Genomic DNA, 16,418 nt, shown 5'->3' with positions numbered 1-16,418 from the left:
GTACAATGAATACACAAGGATTACACCATGTTACCGCATTTGCGAAAGATCCTGCTGAAAATCTTCGGTTTTATACTGAAGTATTGGGCTTGCGGCTCGTTAAGAAAACCGTTAATTTTGATGACCCGGCCACATATCATTTTTATTTCGGCAACCAAAACGGAGAACCGGGCACGATTATTACATTTTTCCCTTTTCAGGGAAGCCGCCCGGGAACCGTGGGAAAAGGACAGGCCGGAAGAATTTATTTCTCTGTGCCGAAAGGAGCACTCCCGTTTTGGCAGCGCCGGCTTGAAGAAAACGGCGTATCTGTAATAGAGGAGACCATGCTGTCTGAACAAGTTCTCCTCTTTGATGATACAGAAGATCTGCCGCTTGCCATAATGGAAGATGAAAGAAGCGGACAGAGTGAATGGACCCCTTCGGGAATTACTGAAAAAGAAGCGATTACAGGCATGAGAGGTGTTCTTCTGTACTCGTACCGTCCTGAAGCAACCATTCAATTTCTGATGGAACGCTTCGGTTATTCCAAGACAGGAGAAGAAAATCAGATTGTCAGACTGCAATCGGAGGCACGGATCGGACATATCATAGATGTTGACCTTGCACCGAAAGAAGCAGGTGCCGGCGGTTACGGGACAGTGCATCATGTCGCATTCCGCACCACCAAAAAAGAGCAGGCGGAATGGAAGGACATTCTTGCTGATTCTCATCTTGCTTCATCTGACATTCTTGACAGGTCTTACTTTACATCAATCTATTTCAGAGAAAGCGGCGGCATTTTATTTGAAATGGCAACCGATGAACCGGGCTTTATGACGGATGAATCCTTTGAAAATCTCGGAACAGAGCTGAAGCTTCCGGAATGGCTGGAAGAGCACCGCAGTCAAATTACCGCCATTCTACCCAAAATGGTGAAAGGAGATTGATCTAATGAAACATGTGTTTGAACAGGGAACGTCAGAAAATGTCCTGCGGCTTTTGCACGGAACGGGGGGAAATGAACATGATCTCCTCTCACTCGGACGTTTTATCGACCCGAATGCAAGTTTGCTCGGGGTCAGAGGATCAGTGCTTGAAAACGGCATGCCCCGTTTTTTTAAGCGGCTGAAAGAAGGCGTATTTGACGAGAAAGATTTAATTGAACGGACGGAAGAATTAAAGAATTTTATCGATGAAGCGGCGCAAATGTACGGATTTAGCAGAGAAAAAGTGATTGCTGCCGGCTATTCAAACGGCGCCAACATTGCAGCGAGTCTTTTGTTTCATTACAAAGACGTACTGAAAGGAGCGATTCTGCATCATCCCATGGTGCCGATTCGCGGAGTGAAGCTCCCTGATATGGCAGGGCAGCCTGTTTTTATCGGGGCAGGAAAACGGGATCCGCTGTGTACAAAAGAAGAATCGGAGGAGCTTTATCAGTATCTGACAGATGCTGGTGCATCCGTTTCTCTTGTTTGGCAGGAGGGCGGCCATCAGCTCACACAGCAGGAAGCCGAGCAGGCACGAATTTGGTACAGTGAGCGATTCTTATAAAAAAACCTTAGTCTGCATAAGCGGACTAAGGTTTTTTTCGGCTTACAGCCAAGTTGACACTTGTGATACAGGCAACCGGTTGCTTTTGTGCGCCGGTTTAACGGCTTTACCGATTGAAATCAGCATGACGGGCACGAAACGTTCACTCACGTCGAATTCCTTAACGAATTGCTCTTTATTGAATCCGCCGATCGCGCAAGTGTCATAGCCCTTTGCTTTAGCAGCAAGCATCAGCTGCATCGCTGCTAAAGAAGCGTTTAAAAATGCTGAATCACGGGCAAACTGTTCATTTTGGTATGCGCCGTTAATCTGGCCTAACAGCGTCTGTTTAATCTCTTCTGTGATATTGCCTTGCTCAGCCAGTTCAGAATAAACTTCTTCACCATTTTCGTTTGCTTTTAAGTCGCCTAATACGGCAATGACTGCTGATGAATCAATAATCTGTTTTTGATTGAAAGCAACCGGTAGCAGGGCGGCTTTTGCTTCATCACTGTGGAATACTTGGAAATGCCAATGCTGAAGGTTCCAGGCAGATGGGGCTTGCGTCGTAATGTCCAGAAGTTCTGTTAATTCCTCTTTTGTAATGACCGCATCTTTATCGTATTCTTTAACGGATGCGCGTTCTTTTAAAACGTCTAATACGGATGTCATCATGTTTCCTCCTTCGGATAAACGTGTTATCATAATAGAAAAGTTAGAAGCTTACTAAATGTAACTCGGGAACTAATTTTAATGGATTACAGAAAACTTGTCAATTCATAGATGAAGGGATGAACTTACGTGGGATATACAATGTGTCCTAAAATGGAATCCGCTTTTTCGCTTTTGGGAAAGCGCTGGAACGGCCTTATTATTCATGTACTGATGGACGGGCCGAAACGTTTTAAAGATATGACCGAAACCATACCGACGATCAGCCAAAAAATGCTCGCGGAGCGGCTCAAAGAGCTGGAACAAAATGAAATCATCGAGCGCCAGGTGCTGCCTGAAACACCTGTCAAAGTCATTTACAAGCTGACTGATAAAGGCATGGCCCTGCAAGCCGTTTTTCAGGAAATGCAAAAATGGGCAGACAGTTTTTGCGAGCCCGGGGCATCTGTCAAAGACGAAACATGCCATGAATAACAAAGGCTGCCAAAGGCAGCCTTTTCTTCATAATATGATGTTCACTCTTCGTAAAAACCGTTGATATAAAAAAATGTCCAGAAGGAAATGATTCCCCCGGAGAAGATTCTTTCCTCAAAACCATGTTTCCAGTACAACTGAAATGCTGTTTCAATGAAAAGATAAGGCGTTGCAGTAACACCAAATCTTACGTCATAGACCTCGCTATAGCCGGACTCAATCCCGCAGCAGGAGCAGATATCGAATGTCATTATAAACAGGACTTTTCTTTAATCCTTTACTTCCGCATACGAAACAAGGATACATACAACTCACTAGCTAAGCCGGGCGGCGTTTTACAAACTTCCGGTTAAAAACTGAGCCTCCCCAAGCCCAAAGCTCCAGTCGGCGTTCCCGTTTTCTGTAATGGAAATCATGACGTCCTCGGGTGATATGCCGCATTCTGTTTCAAGCTGTTCAGCCATCAGTTTATACAACGTTTCTTTTTGATGTTCGGTGCGGGCTTTGCTGACAATGCTGATGATGACAAGGTCTTTGCTTCTTTTGAATCCGAGCCCGGTATCTTCAATGATGAGCTCATGGGGCGGATGCTGGTGGACGATCTGATAACGGTCTGTTACAGGGACGTTAAACGCTTTAACCATGGCGCCATGGGCGGTATCCAGTAATTTTTTTAATGCTGCGTCATCCCGTCCCTCAATGACGTCAAAACGAAGTAATGGCATATTTTTTTCCTCCTGTTGGTTTTATATTGTCGCAGTTTGTGAAAAAAGTATAACAGTTAATCAAAAGATATTCAAATTATAACCATGATTTTATATATTGATGTAATGGTTGAGAGAACACATCGTTTTACAATCGCCCAATCAATTTCCTCACTTTGTGAATACCTTTAAGAATAGGCAGACATAAAGGAGGAAAAAACATGTACCCTCGTCATGCATTGTATCGCGGGAATTTCGGACCTGCCGGATTTCCGGCGAGAAGTCCTTTTTTGTTCGGCGCTCCTTTATTCGGCGGGTTTTTAGGCGGCCTTCTCGGAGGCGTGATTGCCACAGGTTTTACGAGACCCCGGTATCCGTACGGTTTCGCCGGTTACGGATACGGAGGCGCCCCATACGGCGGTTTCGGTCCGGGAGTTGGCGGTTATCCGCCATTTTATTAAAGAAAAAACGGCCCATATCGCGGGCCGTTTTTTTTATCTTAAAATCTCCACTTCCGATAAATTGTAGTCTTCCTGTTTTGAAAACATGACTTCAATCATCCCGTCTTTGTAGACTGCTTTTGTTCCTTTCCGTTTGACGAGGCTCGGAAGAACGATTTCTTTTTTTCCCTCCGCCAGACTGCTGTTCTCTACAACAAGGCTGTGTGACGTATGCTTAATCCTGATCCGGTCGAGTTCATCCTGTTCGGCGGGAATTTTCACAAAAACATGATCTGATGTTTCAAACATGTCAATTTCCGGCTTGGGCGGTTCTGCTTCGACCGGCTCAGCTTTCTTCGACATCGGATCACGAAAAGGGAATTGCCCGGCATAATCGGCACCGAATACGCTTTCCATTACTCGGTTGACATAGGTCTCGACATCTTTCGGATCAGCATTTTTAAACGTTTCTTTCGAGAACTGATTTTGGAAGGGAAAATATCTGTTCCAATCAAACACGGCATCTCACCCTTTCTTAACGGACAACATAGTATATGCCCGCCGGAAGCTTCCCGTGATATAATATAATCTGTTTACAGAAAGGAAGGGGAAGGCCGTGGAAGGGAATACCGCAAGAAAAGGAATCATTTATACCGCTTGTTCTTTCGCCATGTGGGGGCTGTTTCCGGTCTATTGGAAACTTCTTGAACATATACCCGCACTGGACATTTTAGCTCACCGGATTTTATGGTCGTTTGTCTTCATGTGCGTGCTTTTAACTGTTCTTAAGAAGTGGAAAACCGGATGGCGTGAACTGCGTCTTTTGAAATCTGAAGGAGGCCTGCTGGCGCTGTTTTTTGCTTCCGTTTTAATTTCCGTTAATTGGTTTGTGTACATATGGGCCGTCAATCACGGCTTTTTGCTTGAAGCAAGTCTCGGGTACTATATTAATCCGCTTGTTTCCGTTCTTTTGGGCATCCTATTTTTAAAAGAAAAGCTGAACAGGATGCAAGCGGCGGCCGTTTCTATTGCCGGGGCGGCCGTCATTATTTCTGCGTTTCAGTATGGCGCGGTTCCTTATATCGCATTGCTGCTTGCATTCAGCTTCGGCCTTTACGGCTTATGCAAAAAAAGAACGCGCATGTCCAGTATGATCGGGCTGACGCTGGAGACGCTTCTGATTACTCCGGCTGCCCTTATTTATTTAGGTTATACAGCTGACGGGAACGCTTCTGGGTCTTTGGGTGCAGGAACATGGACGCTGCTTTTTTTCGCAGGCGTATTTACGGCCCTGCCGCTGTTAATGTTTGCGGAGGGGGCAAAGCGTCTGCCGCTGTATCAAGTCGGCATTTTGCAATATATATCGCCGACCATCACCCTTATGCTCGGCGTATTTGTGTATCATGAACCGTTTTCCGGTCAAAAAGCGTTTACTTTTATTTGTATATGGGCGGCATTGCTCTTATTTACCTTTTCACAGATAAAATGGAAACGGCCGTTAAAAAGCCGCTAAGCCTTTCGCTTTCCAGCGGAAGCGTAAATTATGTATAATCATTACGAGTATGTAAAGGAGCTGTACAATGGGCACTGATAAAGACATAGCCAAAGCTTATCAAGCACTGTGGAATAACCGCACACTCCCGGCTTCAACTCTTGAAGAAGCGGAGAAGGCAATTGATCTTGAACTGCTTGATCAAAGAACACATCCGAGGCTCCGGAAGACGCCCGAGGAAAAGTTTGCTCTGGCGGTGCAGCGAATTGTAGATTCCCGGCTGCAGCCGATTGAGAAATATGAATTGGTTGAACTACATACGAAGCGTTTGCAATTTTTACGAGAAGAAAGAGGGGAGCAGCTATGAAAGCGATCATAAAAGAAGATGTGCAAACTTCTTTAGAACGATATGCCGATCGTCCTGTATATATCCATTTGGAAACAACGACCGGGTCTTATTCAGCGCATCTGAATGAGAAAAACATGACGGTTGTAGCCTATATACGCAATGCCAAAGTGACGTACCATCAGGCGAAAATCAAAGGAAACGGCCCGTACCGCGTCGGTTTGAAAACAGAAGAGGGCTGGATTTATGCAGAAGGTTTGACTGAATATACAGTGGATGACGAAAACCGCCTGTTAATGGCAGGGCATCTGCCGGGCGGTAAATTGGCGATTTCGCTTCAAATCAGCGAAAAACCGTTTACAGTTTAAAGAAAAGGGTGAAAATCATGAAAGAACATGTACTCGTCATCCTGCCTCACCCTGATGATGAATCATACGGAGTGGCAGGACTGATTGCTTTACACAGACAAAAAGATATTCCCGTTACGTACGCATGCGCAACGCTTGGCGAAATGGGCCGGAACATGGGAGATCCCTTTTTCGCGAACCGTGAAACACTGCCGCTGTTAAGAAAGCAAGAGCTGATTGACGCATGCAAGGCAATGGACGTCACTGACCTGAGAATGCTCGGGCTTCGTGATAAAACACTTGAATTTGAAGATGACGAGTGGCTCGCGGATATGATGGAGGAGATTATCGACGATGTAAAACCGAGTCTGATTGTCACATTCTATCCTGGACACGGCGTCCATCCGGATCATGATGCATGCGGCGAAGCGGTCATCAGAGCGCTTTACAGAAAGAAAAAAGAAGACCGCCCGCGCACGCTTTGCATGGCAATTACCCGTAACAGGGAGGAAGCTGTCGGCAAACCTGATGTTATTCTTGATATTAAAGAGGTCGCCGATATTAAAATGAATGCCTTAAAAGCACACCGCACTCAAACGGAAGGCATGCTGAGAGAGCTGGAAGAAAAAATAAAAAATAATGAGCCGGTTCTCCAGACCTGGTTTGAAGAAGAAGTGTATTGGACATATCCGTGGAAAGACTGATAAAAAAAGGATAAGGCATTTAGCCTTATCCTTTTTTACGTCAGATCGGAAGCGATCGCTTCAGCGAGCGAAGACCGTATTGACAAATTTGAAAAACTAAGTCCGAGCTGCACCGCGGTTTGGGCGATTTCAGGACGGATTCCGGATAATGTCGCTTTCACGCCGAGCATTCCGAGTGATTCAATTAAGGTGAAAAGCTGTTGGGCAACCATCGTATCAATCATGGCCACGCCTGATAAATCAATGTACAGCTGTGTTATCCGCTTCTCTGAACACTGGTGCAGCGTATTCTCCAAGATCATTTTGGCCCTTGCCGTGTCAATATCCCCAATCAGAGGCAGCAGTCCGACGTTGTCAAAAAGCACAATGACAGGTGAGCTCAGTTCGGTAATCAATTCTTTTTGAGCTTCAAGCTGAATGTTTGTGTTTTTATACATCTCCTCTATGAAAATATGAATGACCACATCAAATGATTTAATCAGCGTATGGAATATATCTTCGGCATCTTCCTCTGTCACGGTGTCTGAATGCAGTCTGGTAAACTGCTTCACATGGCCGACATACAAATCACGAACTCTGATAAACTCGCGAATGATGTAATGGATAGGAGTTTTTAAATGTTCTTTATCCTGTGCGGCTTCGAACGCCCACTTTTCCAATGCCGCCGTATAAACTTCTTTTTCCTCAGAAAAAATCCGATTGATTTGATAATTAAACGCCAGATTTTGTTTTTTCAGATTCGTGAGCACCGCCGGGTCAGAAGAAGCGTAAACAGAATCAGGATCCGTATCATGAAGGGTATCAAACCATGTCTGACTGATGTCTTCTGCCCGTTCGGTTAAATAATCGTACAGCAGTATATATTTTGGCATGCTGCGCCTCCTTTATGAAATCATCATTTTTTTCATATAACGCTTTTGCAGCTTGAGCAGTCTGAAGAATAAACCGGCAGCTCCTGCGGCGAGTCCTGCAATTAACCCGATCCAATAGCCGAATGCCCCGAGGCTTGTCCAGGTGCCGACTGCGTAACCGAGAGGAAGCCCGATGATCCAATAAGAAACAAACGCCGCACCGAGTGTATAATTGACATCCTTATATCCTCTCAGAGCGCCTTGTATCGGAGCTGCTACGGCATCAGAAAGCTGGAAAAAGAGTGCATAGATTAAAAAATGCTGCGTCAAAATGAGCACGTCCGGGTCTGATGTATACATTCCGGCGATCTGCGGTCTGAACAGCAAAATGAAAGCCGCCGTGCATAAAGAAAAACAAAGGGCCATCACAATCCCGATATAGCTGTATGAACGGGCATCCCTGTAGCGTTTTGCGCCTGCTTCAAAGCCGACCAATATGGTGAGCGCCATCGATACGCTGAGCGGCAGCATATACAACAGGGAAGCAAAATTCATTGCCGCCTGATGGGCTGCAATCGTCACCGTCTGGAAATGGCTCATGAGCAGTGTGACAGCCGCAAAAATGCTCGTTTCAAAAAATACGGCAAAACCGATCGGCAACCCGATTTTCAAAAGCTTTCTGCATTCTGACGGAGAAAACCGGTACAGCTTCCGAAATACAGAGTATCCGGCAAACGGCTCAAATCTGCAGACGATAAAAAAGCTGATGGCGCAAATACACCAGTAAGTCAGGGCGGAGGCAAGACCCGCACCGACTCCGCCCAATGCCGGCATGTTGAATTTCCCGAAAATAAACACATAATTCAAGACAAAATTGATAGGCAATGAGCAGAGCGTAATAAGCATAGTGATTCTCGTTTTGCCGAGCGCATCAATAAACGATCGCAAAACGGCGTAGACAAACAAAGGAAAAATGCCGAGGGATAAAAATCCTAAAAAGTGTTTGGCGATCGTCCGGACATGCGGTTCCAGGCCCAAATGTCCCAAAATCAAATCAACAGTCAAAAAGCCGATAACGATAACTGCCGCACTGAGAATGGCTGCTACATAAACGGCCTGGATGACGGAAAACGGCGCTTCCTTTTGTCTGCCGGCTCCAAACAGCTGCGATACAACGGGCGTAACGGTCATCAATATTCCTGCAAGCCCCGTATAAACCGGTGTCCACAGGCTTGAACCGATTGCAACGCCGGCTAAATCAGCGGCGCTCACTTTCCCTGACATCACCGTATCCAAAAAGGTAATCAAAGAAAGACCCGCCTGTGTAATTAAAATCGGAATAAAGATATGTAACAGCTGTCTGACCTTTTGGCCGATCGTGTTTGTTTCTCTCAAGTTAGGTTCCCCGTTTCTTTATTTTAACGAGAGAAATTATAACATTTTATGTATAAAAAGCAATGAGGCCCGGTCTACTCTTTTTTATCCGGTTTCGGCCTTTTAAACATCTTGGCATAAATGAATGAAAGTGAAATGACCCCTAAAAAGGTGCAAATATACTGCATCAGTCGTGCGAATTCCATATCAAGTCCGCCTCCTTTCATAATTATCGTGCACACTGCGGCGCATATCCATGCGCGCGATGCAGAAAATAAGGGAAAGGAGCTGAAGTGACATGCAACACATTCAAATGTCGGAAAGTGCGTTTACCGCTGCCGTTCAAACGTATTTGAAACAAATTACGGAGGATGCCGCAATGATACTGGGGACATTGGATGAAAAAGATCAATGCCTTCTTTGCGAACTAGATGAACTGGGACATACCTTTCAGGAAATGCAGGCTATTGCTTCGTCATTTTACCTGCAGTCATATATCGAACATTTTACGCCTTCCTATATAGAGCTGGCGAAAGCCGTGCAGCATCTGGCAGAAGAAAAGCATGGGGCGCTGATTGTGATTGAACGTACAGAACCGCTGGACGGAATGATACAAAAAGGGACAAGTCTGCATGCCGAGATCAGTTCAGCTTTAATTGAAAGTATTTTTTATCCCGGCAATCCGCTTCACGACGGAGCCGTATTGGTGAGAGAAAACCGTGTGGTATCAGCAGCCAATGTGCTTCCGCTCACAACAAAAAATGTTGATCTTAAATACGGAACGCGCCACAGGGCCGCGATGGGGCTTTCAGCCGTGACTGATGCACTCGTCCTCGTTGTTTCAGAAGAAACGGGAAAAATGTCCTTTGCTAAAGACGGCGGACTGTATCCGCTTGTTTCGCCGCGGGCGCTTCACACGAAATAATAAGAAAATGGGAATATTGTACCTATTTAATATTAATGAAGTGAACATCTTTACCTTTTTCTGTATTGATGTTATCGTTTAAATATACATAAAATTTAAAAGAATAGGGAGTGGAAAGATGGCAAATGTATTGATGATCGGTTTTCCGGGAGAAGGCCATATTAACCCGTCTTTAGGCGTTGTAAAAGAATTAAAGGCAAAGGGCGAACATGTCGTATATTACGGCGTGAAGGAATATGAGAACAAAATCGCGGCAAGCGGAGCGGAATTCCGTGAATATGAGGATTTCCGGAAAGATGAATTCGGAAAAAACGCAACGGGTGATGAACAGCGGGACGCTACAGAGTTTTTGCTATTAATGATTGAGACTTCTAAAAAAGCCGCACTCCGTATTCTTGAGGAAGTAAAAGATGAATCCTACGACTACATCATGTATGATCATCATTTTCTGGCAGGCAGGCTCGTGAGAAACATGCTGAAACTGCCGGCATATTCACTTTGCACGACATTTGCAATGAATGAAGCATTTATTAAAGAGGTCTTCTCAAATACAAACCTTGTATCAGAGGAATCATCCCATTATCCGGCTTATACCGAAGCGGTCAGCCTGCTCAATGAAGAATTCAGCGCAGACATTAAAACGCCGTATGATATTTTCTCAAATGACGGCAGAAAAACCATCGTGTTTACTTCAAGAGCTTTTCAGCCGAAAGAAGAAGAGTTCGGTGATTCTTACCTCTTTGTCGGTCCGTCCATAACTGACAGGGCGGCCGCTCATGATTTTCCGTTTGAACAGCTTGAAGGAGAAAACGTCCTGTTTATTTCAATGGGTACGATTTTTAACAACCAGAAGGAATTGTTTAATAAATGCTTAAAAGCGGTCAGGGACTTTAAAGGAAAAGTCGTCATGTCAATCGGCAAACATCTTGATCCGGCGGAGCTTGATGAAATCCCGGCGAATGTTATTGTAAAGCCTTATGTTCCGCAGCTTGAGATCTTAAAGAGAGCGGACTTATTTATCACGCACGGCGGAATGAACAGTACGAGCGAAGGGGTTTACTTCAAAACCCCGATGATCGTCATTCCGATGGGCGCTGATCAGTTCGCCGTCGGAAGCCAAGTGGAAAACACAGGCGCGGGCAAGATGTTTAAAAAAGAAAATGTGACGGCGGAACTGCTCACTGAAGCAATAAAAGAGTTGAGCGAAAACCCTGAATATCAGAAAAAAGCTGATGAAATCGGAGAATCCCTGAAAGCGGCCGGGGGAGCACAGCGTGCAGCAGAGTTGATATTGGAAGACGTAAAAACTGCCGAGACCCGGGTTCTGTAATCAGCCATCTCCCGTTTCCTTTATAGGAAGCGGGTTTTTTTGGTTGTTTTTCGGGAAGGATTTTTCCTGACACAAAGAGAATTGTATGAAAAACAGACAAGAAAGGTGGAATGTCGCGGAAAAAAGCCATGTTATGAAAATGATTCCAAAGTCTTTTGTGAAATCTTCTCAATTTATGTAAAATGTGTGGCATTGGTGATGATCTAAGGTCAAATGAAACAGAAATGATGTCGACTTCTGAATGAATTCTGAATAACAGACGGCGTTCAAAGAAAAGGAACGTCCCTTTCAGCAATGATAAATAGGAGGTTTTTCGTTATATGAAGAAAAAAATCGCAGCCGGTCTGGCTGTATCTGCAGTAATGACTTCAACCTTCGCCGTGCATCCCGCTGAAGCAAAAACCATCCAAGTAAAAAGCGGCGACTCTCTTTGGAAGCTTTCCCGACAATATCATACAAGCATTTCAGCCCTCCAGACGGAAAATAAATTGAAATCTACAATACTTCACCCCGGACAGCGGCTGAATATTCCTGATGGCAGCACACATAAAACGGACCAAAAAGGAAAAAAAAGCACAGGTGCTTATACAGTTACATACGGAGATTCCTTATGGGTGATCGCAAAAAAATACCGCATGAGTGTTTCTGAGCTGAGAAGCCTGAACCGTTTGAGTTCAGATGTCATCTATCCGGGCCAAAAACTGAAAGTTAAAGGTTCCGCCGGCAGCACGGACAGAGGCGGCAAACAGACAAAGCCTGATAAAGGCGCATCAGGGACTTACACTGTAAAACCGGGTGACTCGCTGTGGAAAATCGCCAATCAAATCGGCATTACGATAGCTGAATTGAAAAAGCTGAATCAATTAACGTCAGACATGCTGTATCCGAATCAAGTATTAAAAACCAAAGGCTCTTCACATAACGGAAACAGCGGCGCAACACCGCCATCTCATTCAAACCCTTCTGAGAAGCCATCCACTTACAAAGTAAAACCAGGCGATTCCCTCTGGAAAATTGCCAATCGGTTCGGCATCACCGCCCAGCTCATCAGAGAAAAAAATAAACTGACAACTGATGTGCTTCAAATCGGACAAGTTCTGGTGATTAACGGGACGGAAAAAACAGAAGACCCTGTGCGCCAGCCGGAAAACAAACCGGCCAAGCCAAACAAACCAAATACTCCGGAACCTCCGGTGACAGGATCAAAGATTGACAGAATGATTGGCGAAGCGAAAAAATATGTCGGCGTGCCTTACCGCTGGGGGGGCAATACGCCTGCGGGATTCGATTGCAGCGGCTATATCTATTACCTCTTAAATAAGGTAGGCTCCGTTTCCCGTCTGAGCACGGCCGGATACTGGAATACAATGAAACATATCAGCCAGCCGTCAGCAGGCGACTTCGTCTTTTTTACGACATATAAAGCGGGCCCATCTCACATGGGAATTTATTTGGGCGGAGGAGATTTCATTCACGCCAGCTCCTCCGGGGTTGAAGTTTCAAACTTAAGCAATCCATATTGGAAAAAAGCTTATTTAGGAGCACGCAGTTATTTTTAAAAAAAGCCTTTCGGGGCTTTTTTTGTTTATCATTTTTACGTTTTGACAAGACTGATGGGTAAAAATAAGGGGGAGAATCCATGAATCGTCTCTTGTTTTTTCTCATGCTCGCATCAATTACGCTTTGCGGCTGCGGGGGCGGACCCGCTCCTGTTCCGTCCAAAAAACATGGAGAAAGCCGCGCATTGGAAGCGTCTGCATACCGTGAGCATGCCGGACTCATCAATCAAAACGGAAAAAATATCGGTTATATTGAAGTGAAAGAATCTGATGATGAAGGGTCAGACATTCATATATCAGCGGGACATCTGCCCCCCGGCGCTTCTCTCGGATTTCACATTTATGAAAAAGGGGTGTGTCAGACACCTGATTTCGAATCAGCCGGCGGGCCGTTCAACCCTTTGAATAAAGAACACGGCTTCAACAATCCGATGGGGCATCACGCCGGAGATCTTCCCAATCTTGAAGTGGGTGCCGACGGTAAAGTGGATGTCATTATGAATGCGCCGCAAACTTCGTTAAAAGAAGGGAGCAGACTCAGCCTGCTTGACCGGGACGGGAGCGCGTTCATCATTCATGAACATACGGACGATTATTTAACAAACCCGAGCGGAAATTCCGGAGCCAGAATCGCCTGCGCTCCTCTGAAAAAAAGCGCCCGCAGGGAATAAGCCCTTTTGTATTGAGAATACAAGGGCTTTTTTAGTATACTCGGTTATGGAATCCAAATGGAAAGGAAACATCACCTATGACTTCAGAATTACAGCACTTATCACTGCCGGAAGATATACAAAACAAACTGCAAGCTTATCAAAATCATCCCGTTTCCCAAGAATTTCAGGATTTAATCGGATCATCGGGCTATGAAGCCGAAGATAAAGCGATTATATTCGATGCGGTCATCGCTTTGACAATGGGAAAAAATATTCTATTAAAAGGACCGACGGGTTCAGGGAAAACAAAATTGGCGGAAACGCTTTCGAACTATTTTCATAAACCGATGCACAGCGTCAACTGCTCCGTAGACCTCGATGCAGAAGCGCTTGTCGGCTATAAAACGATTGAAAATGAACAGGGCCAGGCGACAATTGAATTCGTTCCCGGACCTGTAACAACCGCAATGAACGAGGGACATTTTTTATACATTGACGAAATCAATATGGCGAAGCCTGAAACCCTTCCGATTCTGAACGGCGTGCTTGATTACAGAAAAATGATGACAAACCCGTTTACAGGAGAAGTGGTTAAGGCAAACGAAGGATTCGGTGTCATCGCCGCTATTAATGAAGGATATGTCGGCACCGTGCCGCTGAACGAAGCCCTTAAAAACCGTTTTGTCATTATTGATGTGCCGTATATTAAAGGAAGCCTTCTGAAACAGGTTCTGACCTCTCAATCTGTTTTAAAAGATGATAAATTAATTGAGCGGTTTATGACATTGTCTTCTGATTTAATCGCACAAGCGCATAACGGACAAGTGTCAGAGGAAGCGGCGTCCATCAGGGCTCTCATTGATACGTGCGACTTGGCTGCGTACATTCCGCCGAAACGGGCGATTGAAAGAGGCATTGTGGAAAAACTTGATGACGACAGGGAAAAAGCCGCTGTCAGAAATATTGCAGAAACGCTGTTCGAATGAGGAATGTACAATGAAGTTTATCAAATTTAACGACAGCACGATCGATTCGTTTTTGTTCATGATGCTGACTGATCTGGCCAAAACACTGACCCGAAGCAGTGAAGTGGAAGTGGAATACGGCGTGCAGTCTTACTACAATCCCTTTGAAAAGAAAATTTATATGAGCCACTTTTGGAAAGACAGGTCAGCCGGGGATATGGAAGCCGGCCTGAAAAGCGATGTGTATTTGCGCGCTGTCGGCACACGCAGCAGCTCATTCCGGGAATTTGCCGGGTTTTTAAATGACGTTCACCGGCGCTTCAACCGCCAAAGCTTTGCAAAGCAGCTGTTCATGCTGCTTGAGGATATCAGAATTGAAGAGCTGATCAAAAAAGAGCGGCCGGGGACGAAACGTGTATTTCAGAAGCGGAGGGAGATGTACAGGAAACATTTCACAACGCAGCTGACACTGAATTTAGAACGAAGCATTTTCACTGACGCTTTGTACTGCGCGATATTTGTCAAGCTGACGGCGGAGTCTCCGCTTGAAGGCATTCCTTCCATGCAGGAAGATATTGATATGATGATACCATATATTGAACGCCAGCTCATCCGGGTGTATGAGGCGGATTCTACGAAAGAGATCGCAAGAATAACAGAAGACCTCATGGAAGGCCTTGATGAAGTGCTGGAGAAAGATATGCTGAACACATACTTTTTTCTGCCGGAACTTGATTATGAGAAAGCGGCTGAAGAGCCTTTATTCGAAAGCATCAAAAGAGCGCCGTCATTAAGCGACGACATCACGCTCCCTGAGTCTTCCGACGGAGATGAAGATATCCATGAAGAGAAAATGAATACGTGGCATCGGGAAACCGAAGCGCCGTCGAAAAGTTTCCTTCAATTTGATATTGAGCACGGCGCGAAATCAGATATTGGGAAAGGCGCCGCCAGAGAAGGGGATGACGGTGATCAGGCGCTCGGCTCCGTTCAAGGCTCCGCACGGCAGACGAAAAGAGAGGATTACTCCAAGCTTGAGGCGCTTGAATCCAGACAGGATGAACATGAGGGCGCGGGGCTTGCCGACGGAAAAGAAAACAAGTTCGCTTTCCCGGTTTACCAAACGCCTCATAAAGCATCGCCCGAGGAGGAGCAGTCTTATAAAGAACAGGCGAAAACGATAGAATCATATCAAAAACGCCTGAAGCAGATGATACAAAAGACACTTGAACACAAAAAAACGCTCCCGCGGACCGACCTTCACGCGGGCCGGCTGAATCGCAAGCTGCTCCGCTACTTTACAGAACGGAATCCGCGTCTTTTCTATAAAAAGCAAGACCCCTCTTCGGAAATTGACGCCGTTTTTACGTTGCTTGTCGATTGTTCGGCCAGCATGTTCGACAAAATGGATGAAACAAAAAGAGGGATTGTTCTATTCCATGAAGCCCTGAAATCAGTGTCCGTCCCGCACCAAATCGTCGGATTTTGGGAGGATACAAACGAAGCGACCGAAACGAGCCAGCCGAATTTCTTCAATACCGTGATTCCGTTTGAAGAGTCGCTGCTGCAGGCGGCGGGACCGCTGATCATGCAGCTTGCGCCGGAGGAAGATAACAGAGACGGATATGCCATCAGACAAATGACGAAACAACTGATGCGGCGGAGTGAGGCGCAAAAGTTTTTAATCGTGTTTTCAGACGGAGAGCCGGCGGCATTCGGCTACGAGCAAAACGGCATCGTCGATACGAGCGAGGCTGTCATCGAAGCGAGAAAAAGAGGGATAGAAGTCATAAATGTTTTTCTGTCCAATACTGCGATAGAAGAATCACAGATGAAAACCATTCAGGATATGTACGGAAAGTACAGTATTTTTGTTCCGGATGTCGATCAGCTGCCTGATGTGCTGTATCCGCTCTTGAAAAAACTGCTTCATAAAAGCATAGGATAGGCTTTTTCCTATGCTTTTTCGCTTTTTATTTTAAAATGATTTAATTTTTTCGTTATGGATCTGTTTTTTTTACTATTTTGTGAACAATCAAGGTAGAATCCAAACGCAATCAGTGGTAA

19 protein-coding genes are annotated in these 16,418 nt (G+C 45.3%); 14 read left to right on the top strand and 5 right to left on the bottom strand.

Translation table 11 applies throughout. The annotated features are described in order from the left end of the window. Positions 1 to 5: 5 nt before the first annotated feature. Entirely contained in the window at positions 6 to 929 is a 924-nt protein-coding gene (locus tag MHH91_RS10240) for a ring-cleaving dioxygenase (protein WP_014470288.1), read from the top strand. Between the two features lie 4 nt (positions 930 to 933). Then, positions 934 to 1,536, top strand: coding sequence for an alpha/beta hydrolase (locus MHH91_RS10235; protein WP_340977727.1), 603 nt, complete (start codon positions 934 to 936; stop codon positions 1,534 to 1,536). A gap of 42 nt (positions 1,537 to 1,578) precedes the next feature. Here MHH91_RS10235 and MHH91_RS10230 read toward each other — a convergent pair whose 3' ends face one another. Next, a complete protein-coding gene (locus MHH91_RS10230; RefSeq protein WP_014470290.1) occupies positions 1,579 to 2,187 on the bottom strand; it encodes a nitroreductase family protein in 609 nt (202 codons plus the stop codon). Positions 2,188 to 2,316: 129 nt separating this feature from the next. On the opposite strand from MHH91_RS10230, the gene MHH91_RS10225 reads away from it, so the two are divergent. Beyond that, positions 2,317 to 2,661: a winged helix-turn-helix transcriptional regulator gene (locus tag MHH91_RS10225; protein ID WP_014470291.1), complete on the top strand. Its 345-nt coding sequence runs from the start codon at positions 2,317 to 2,319 to the stop codon at positions 2,659 to 2,661. Between the two features lie 335 nt (positions 2,662 to 2,996). On the opposite strand, the gene MHH91_RS10220 is transcribed toward MHH91_RS10225, so the two are convergent. After that, a complete protein-coding gene (locus MHH91_RS10220) occupies positions 2,997 to 3,386 on the bottom strand; it encodes a tautomerase family protein (RefSeq protein WP_013352547.1) in 390 nt (129 codons plus the stop codon). Between the two features lie 200 nt (positions 3,387 to 3,586). Between MHH91_RS10220 and MHH91_RS10215 the strand changes: the two genes are divergently transcribed. Further along, the gene (locus MHH91_RS10215; RefSeq protein ID WP_013352546.1) at positions 3,587 to 3,826 is read left to right on the top strand and encodes a hypothetical protein; all 240 of its coding nucleotides are present in this window, start codon (positions 3,587 to 3,589) and stop codon (positions 3,824 to 3,826) included. A gap of 33 nt (positions 3,827 to 3,859) precedes the next feature. Here the strand turns inward: MHH91_RS10215 and MHH91_RS10210 are convergent, their stop codons facing one another. Beyond that, positions 3,860 to 4,324: an Hsp20/alpha crystallin family protein gene (locus MHH91_RS10210; RefSeq protein WP_013352545.1), complete on the bottom strand. Its 465-nt coding sequence runs from the start codon at positions 4,322 to 4,324 to the stop codon at positions 3,860 to 3,862. 97 nt (positions 4,325 to 4,421) lie between these two features. On the opposite strand from MHH91_RS10210, the gene rarD reads away from it, so the two are divergent. The 4 genes from rarD (at position 4,422) to bshB2 (ending at position 6,694) form a co-directional block, all read left to right on the top strand. Further along, a complete protein-coding gene (gene rarD / locus MHH91_RS10205; protein ID WP_013352544.1) occupies positions 4,422 to 5,318 on the top strand; it encodes an EamA family transporter RarD in 897 nt (298 codons plus the stop codon). A 67-nt stretch (positions 5,319 to 5,385) separates the two neighbouring features. Beyond that, a complete protein-coding gene (locus MHH91_RS10200; protein WP_013352543.1) occupies positions 5,386 to 5,664 on the top strand; it encodes a hypothetical protein in 279 nt (92 codons plus the stop codon). Further along, positions 5,661 to 6,011, top strand: a complete 351-nt coding sequence (locus MHH91_RS10195; protein ID WP_007407960.1) for a YojF family protein — start codon at positions 5,661 to 5,663, stop codon at positions 6,009 to 6,011. Before MHH91_RS10200 ends, MHH91_RS10195 begins: the two co-directional genes overlap by 4 nt. 17 nt (positions 6,012 to 6,028) lie before the next feature. Further along, positions 6,029 to 6,694: a bacillithiol biosynthesis deacetylase BshB2 gene (gene bshB2 / locus MHH91_RS10190; RefSeq protein ID WP_013352542.1), complete on the top strand. Its 666-nt coding sequence runs from the start codon at positions 6,029 to 6,031 to the stop codon at positions 6,692 to 6,694. 35 nt (positions 6,695 to 6,729) lie between these two features. Here the strand turns inward: bshB2 and MHH91_RS10185 are convergent, their stop codons facing one another. Both MHH91_RS10185 and MHH91_RS10180 read right to left on the bottom strand, forming a co-directional pair. Further along, positions 6,730 to 7,566, bottom strand: coding sequence for an STAS domain-containing protein (locus tag MHH91_RS10185; protein ID WP_013352541.1), 837 nt, complete (start codon positions 7,564 to 7,566; stop codon positions 6,730 to 6,732). A 12-nt stretch (positions 7,567 to 7,578) separates the two neighbouring features. Further along, the gene (locus MHH91_RS10180) at positions 7,579 to 8,940 is read right to left on the bottom strand and encodes an MATE family efflux transporter (RefSeq protein WP_340977720.1); all 1,362 of its coding nucleotides are present in this window, start codon (positions 8,938 to 8,940) and stop codon (positions 7,579 to 7,581) included. A gap of 277 nt (positions 8,941 to 9,217) precedes the next feature. On the opposite strand from MHH91_RS10180, the gene cdaS reads away from it, so the two are divergent. The 6 genes from cdaS to MHH91_RS10150 all read left to right on the top strand — a co-directional run bounded on the left by cdaS (position 9,218) and on the right by MHH91_RS10150 (position 16,299). Further along, positions 9,218 to 9,844, top strand: coding sequence for a sporulation-specific diadenylate cyclase CdaS (gene cdaS, locus MHH91_RS10175; RefSeq protein WP_013352539.1), 627 nt, complete (start codon positions 9,218 to 9,220; stop codon positions 9,842 to 9,844). A 118-nt stretch (positions 9,845 to 9,962) separates the two neighbouring features. Beyond that, the gene (locus tag MHH91_RS10170; RefSeq protein ID WP_340977718.1) at positions 9,963 to 11,174 is read left to right on the top strand and encodes a macrolide family glycosyltransferase; all 1,212 of its coding nucleotides are present in this window, start codon (positions 9,963 to 9,965) and stop codon (positions 11,172 to 11,174) included. 320 nt (positions 11,175 to 11,494) lie between these two features. After that, on the top strand, positions 11,495 to 12,733 hold the full coding sequence (locus tag MHH91_RS10165) for a C40 family peptidase (RefSeq protein WP_013352537.1): 1,239 nt from the start codon (positions 11,495 to 11,497) through the stop codon (positions 12,731 to 12,733). Positions 12,734 to 12,813: 80 nt separating this feature from the next. Next, the gene (locus MHH91_RS10160; protein WP_014470296.1) at positions 12,814 to 13,404 is read left to right on the top strand and encodes a superoxide dismutase family protein; all 591 of its coding nucleotides are present in this window, start codon (positions 12,814 to 12,816) and stop codon (positions 13,402 to 13,404) included. Between the two features lie 77 nt (positions 13,405 to 13,481). After that, positions 13,482 to 14,372 (top strand): AAA family ATPase, encoded by an 891-nt coding sequence (locus MHH91_RS10155; RefSeq protein ID WP_013352535.1) that lies wholly within the window; start codon positions 13,482 to 13,484, stop codon positions 14,370 to 14,372. 10 nt (positions 14,373 to 14,382) lie between these two features. Then, entirely contained in the window at positions 14,383 to 16,299 is a 1,917-nt protein-coding gene (locus tag MHH91_RS10150) for a vWA domain-containing protein (RefSeq protein ID WP_014470297.1), read from the top strand. Positions 16,300 to 16,418: the final 119 nt, after the last annotated feature.

The sequence above is a fragment of the Bacillus sp. FSL K6-2819 genome (assembly GCF_038008305.1).
GTDB classification, from domain to species: Bacteria; Bacillota; Bacilli; order Bacillales; family Bacillaceae; genus Bacillus; species Bacillus amyloliquefaciens.
The sequence above is the reverse complement of the archived record's forward strand: the minus strand, read 5'-3'. Positions and strand labels throughout refer to the sequence as shown.

Bases quoted from the DNA above. Each gene is read 5' to 3' on its own strand.
- MHH91_RS10240 (WP_014470288.1), top strand. From the start codon at position 6: ATGAATACACAAGGATTACACCATGTTACCGCATTTGCGAAAGATCCT.
- MHH91_RS10235 (WP_340977727.1), top strand. From the start codon at position 934: ATGAAACATGTGTTTGAACAGGGAACGTCAGAAAATGTCCTGCGGCTT.
- MHH91_RS10230 (WP_014470290.1), bottom strand. From the start codon at position 2,187: ATGACATCCGTATTAGACGTTTTAAAAGAACGCGCATCCGTTAAAGAA.
- MHH91_RS10220 (WP_013352547.1), bottom strand. From the start codon at position 3,386: ATGCCATTACTTCGTTTTGACGTCATTGAGGGACGGGATGACGCAGCA.
- MHH91_RS10215 (WP_013352546.1), top strand. From the start codon at position 3,587: ATGTACCCTCGTCATGCATTGTATCGCGGGAATTTCGGACCTGCCGGA.
- MHH91_RS10200 (WP_013352543.1), top strand. From the start codon at position 5,386: ATGGGCACTGATAAAGACATAGCCAAAGCTTATCAAGCACTGTGGAAT.
- MHH91_RS10195 (WP_007407960.1), top strand. From the start codon at position 5,661: ATGAAAGCGATCATAAAAGAAGATGTGCAAACTTCTTTAGAACGATAT.
- bshB2 (WP_013352542.1), top strand. From the start codon at position 6,029: ATGAAAGAACATGTACTCGTCATCCTGCCTCACCCTGATGATGAATCA.
- MHH91_RS10185 (WP_013352541.1), bottom strand. From the start codon at position 7,566: ATGCCAAAATATATACTGCTGTACGATTATTTAACCGAACGGGCAGAA.
- cdaS (WP_013352539.1), top strand. From the start codon at position 9,218: ATGCAACACATTCAAATGTCGGAAAGTGCGTTTACCGCTGCCGTTCAA.
- MHH91_RS10170 (WP_340977718.1), top strand. From the start codon at position 9,963: ATGGCAAATGTATTGATGATCGGTTTTCCGGGAGAAGGCCATATTAAC.
- MHH91_RS10165 (WP_013352537.1), top strand. From the start codon at position 11,495: ATGAAGAAAAAAATCGCAGCCGGTCTGGCTGTATCTGCAGTAATGACT.
- MHH91_RS10160 (WP_014470296.1), top strand. From the start codon at position 12,814: ATGAATCGTCTCTTGTTTTTTCTCATGCTCGCATCAATTACGCTTTGC.
- MHH91_RS10155 (WP_013352535.1), top strand. From the start codon at position 13,482: ATGACTTCAGAATTACAGCACTTATCACTGCCGGAAGATATACAAAAC.
- MHH91_RS10150 (WP_014470297.1), top strand. From the start codon at position 14,383: ATGAAGTTTATCAAATTTAACGACAGCACGATCGATTCGTTTTTGTTC.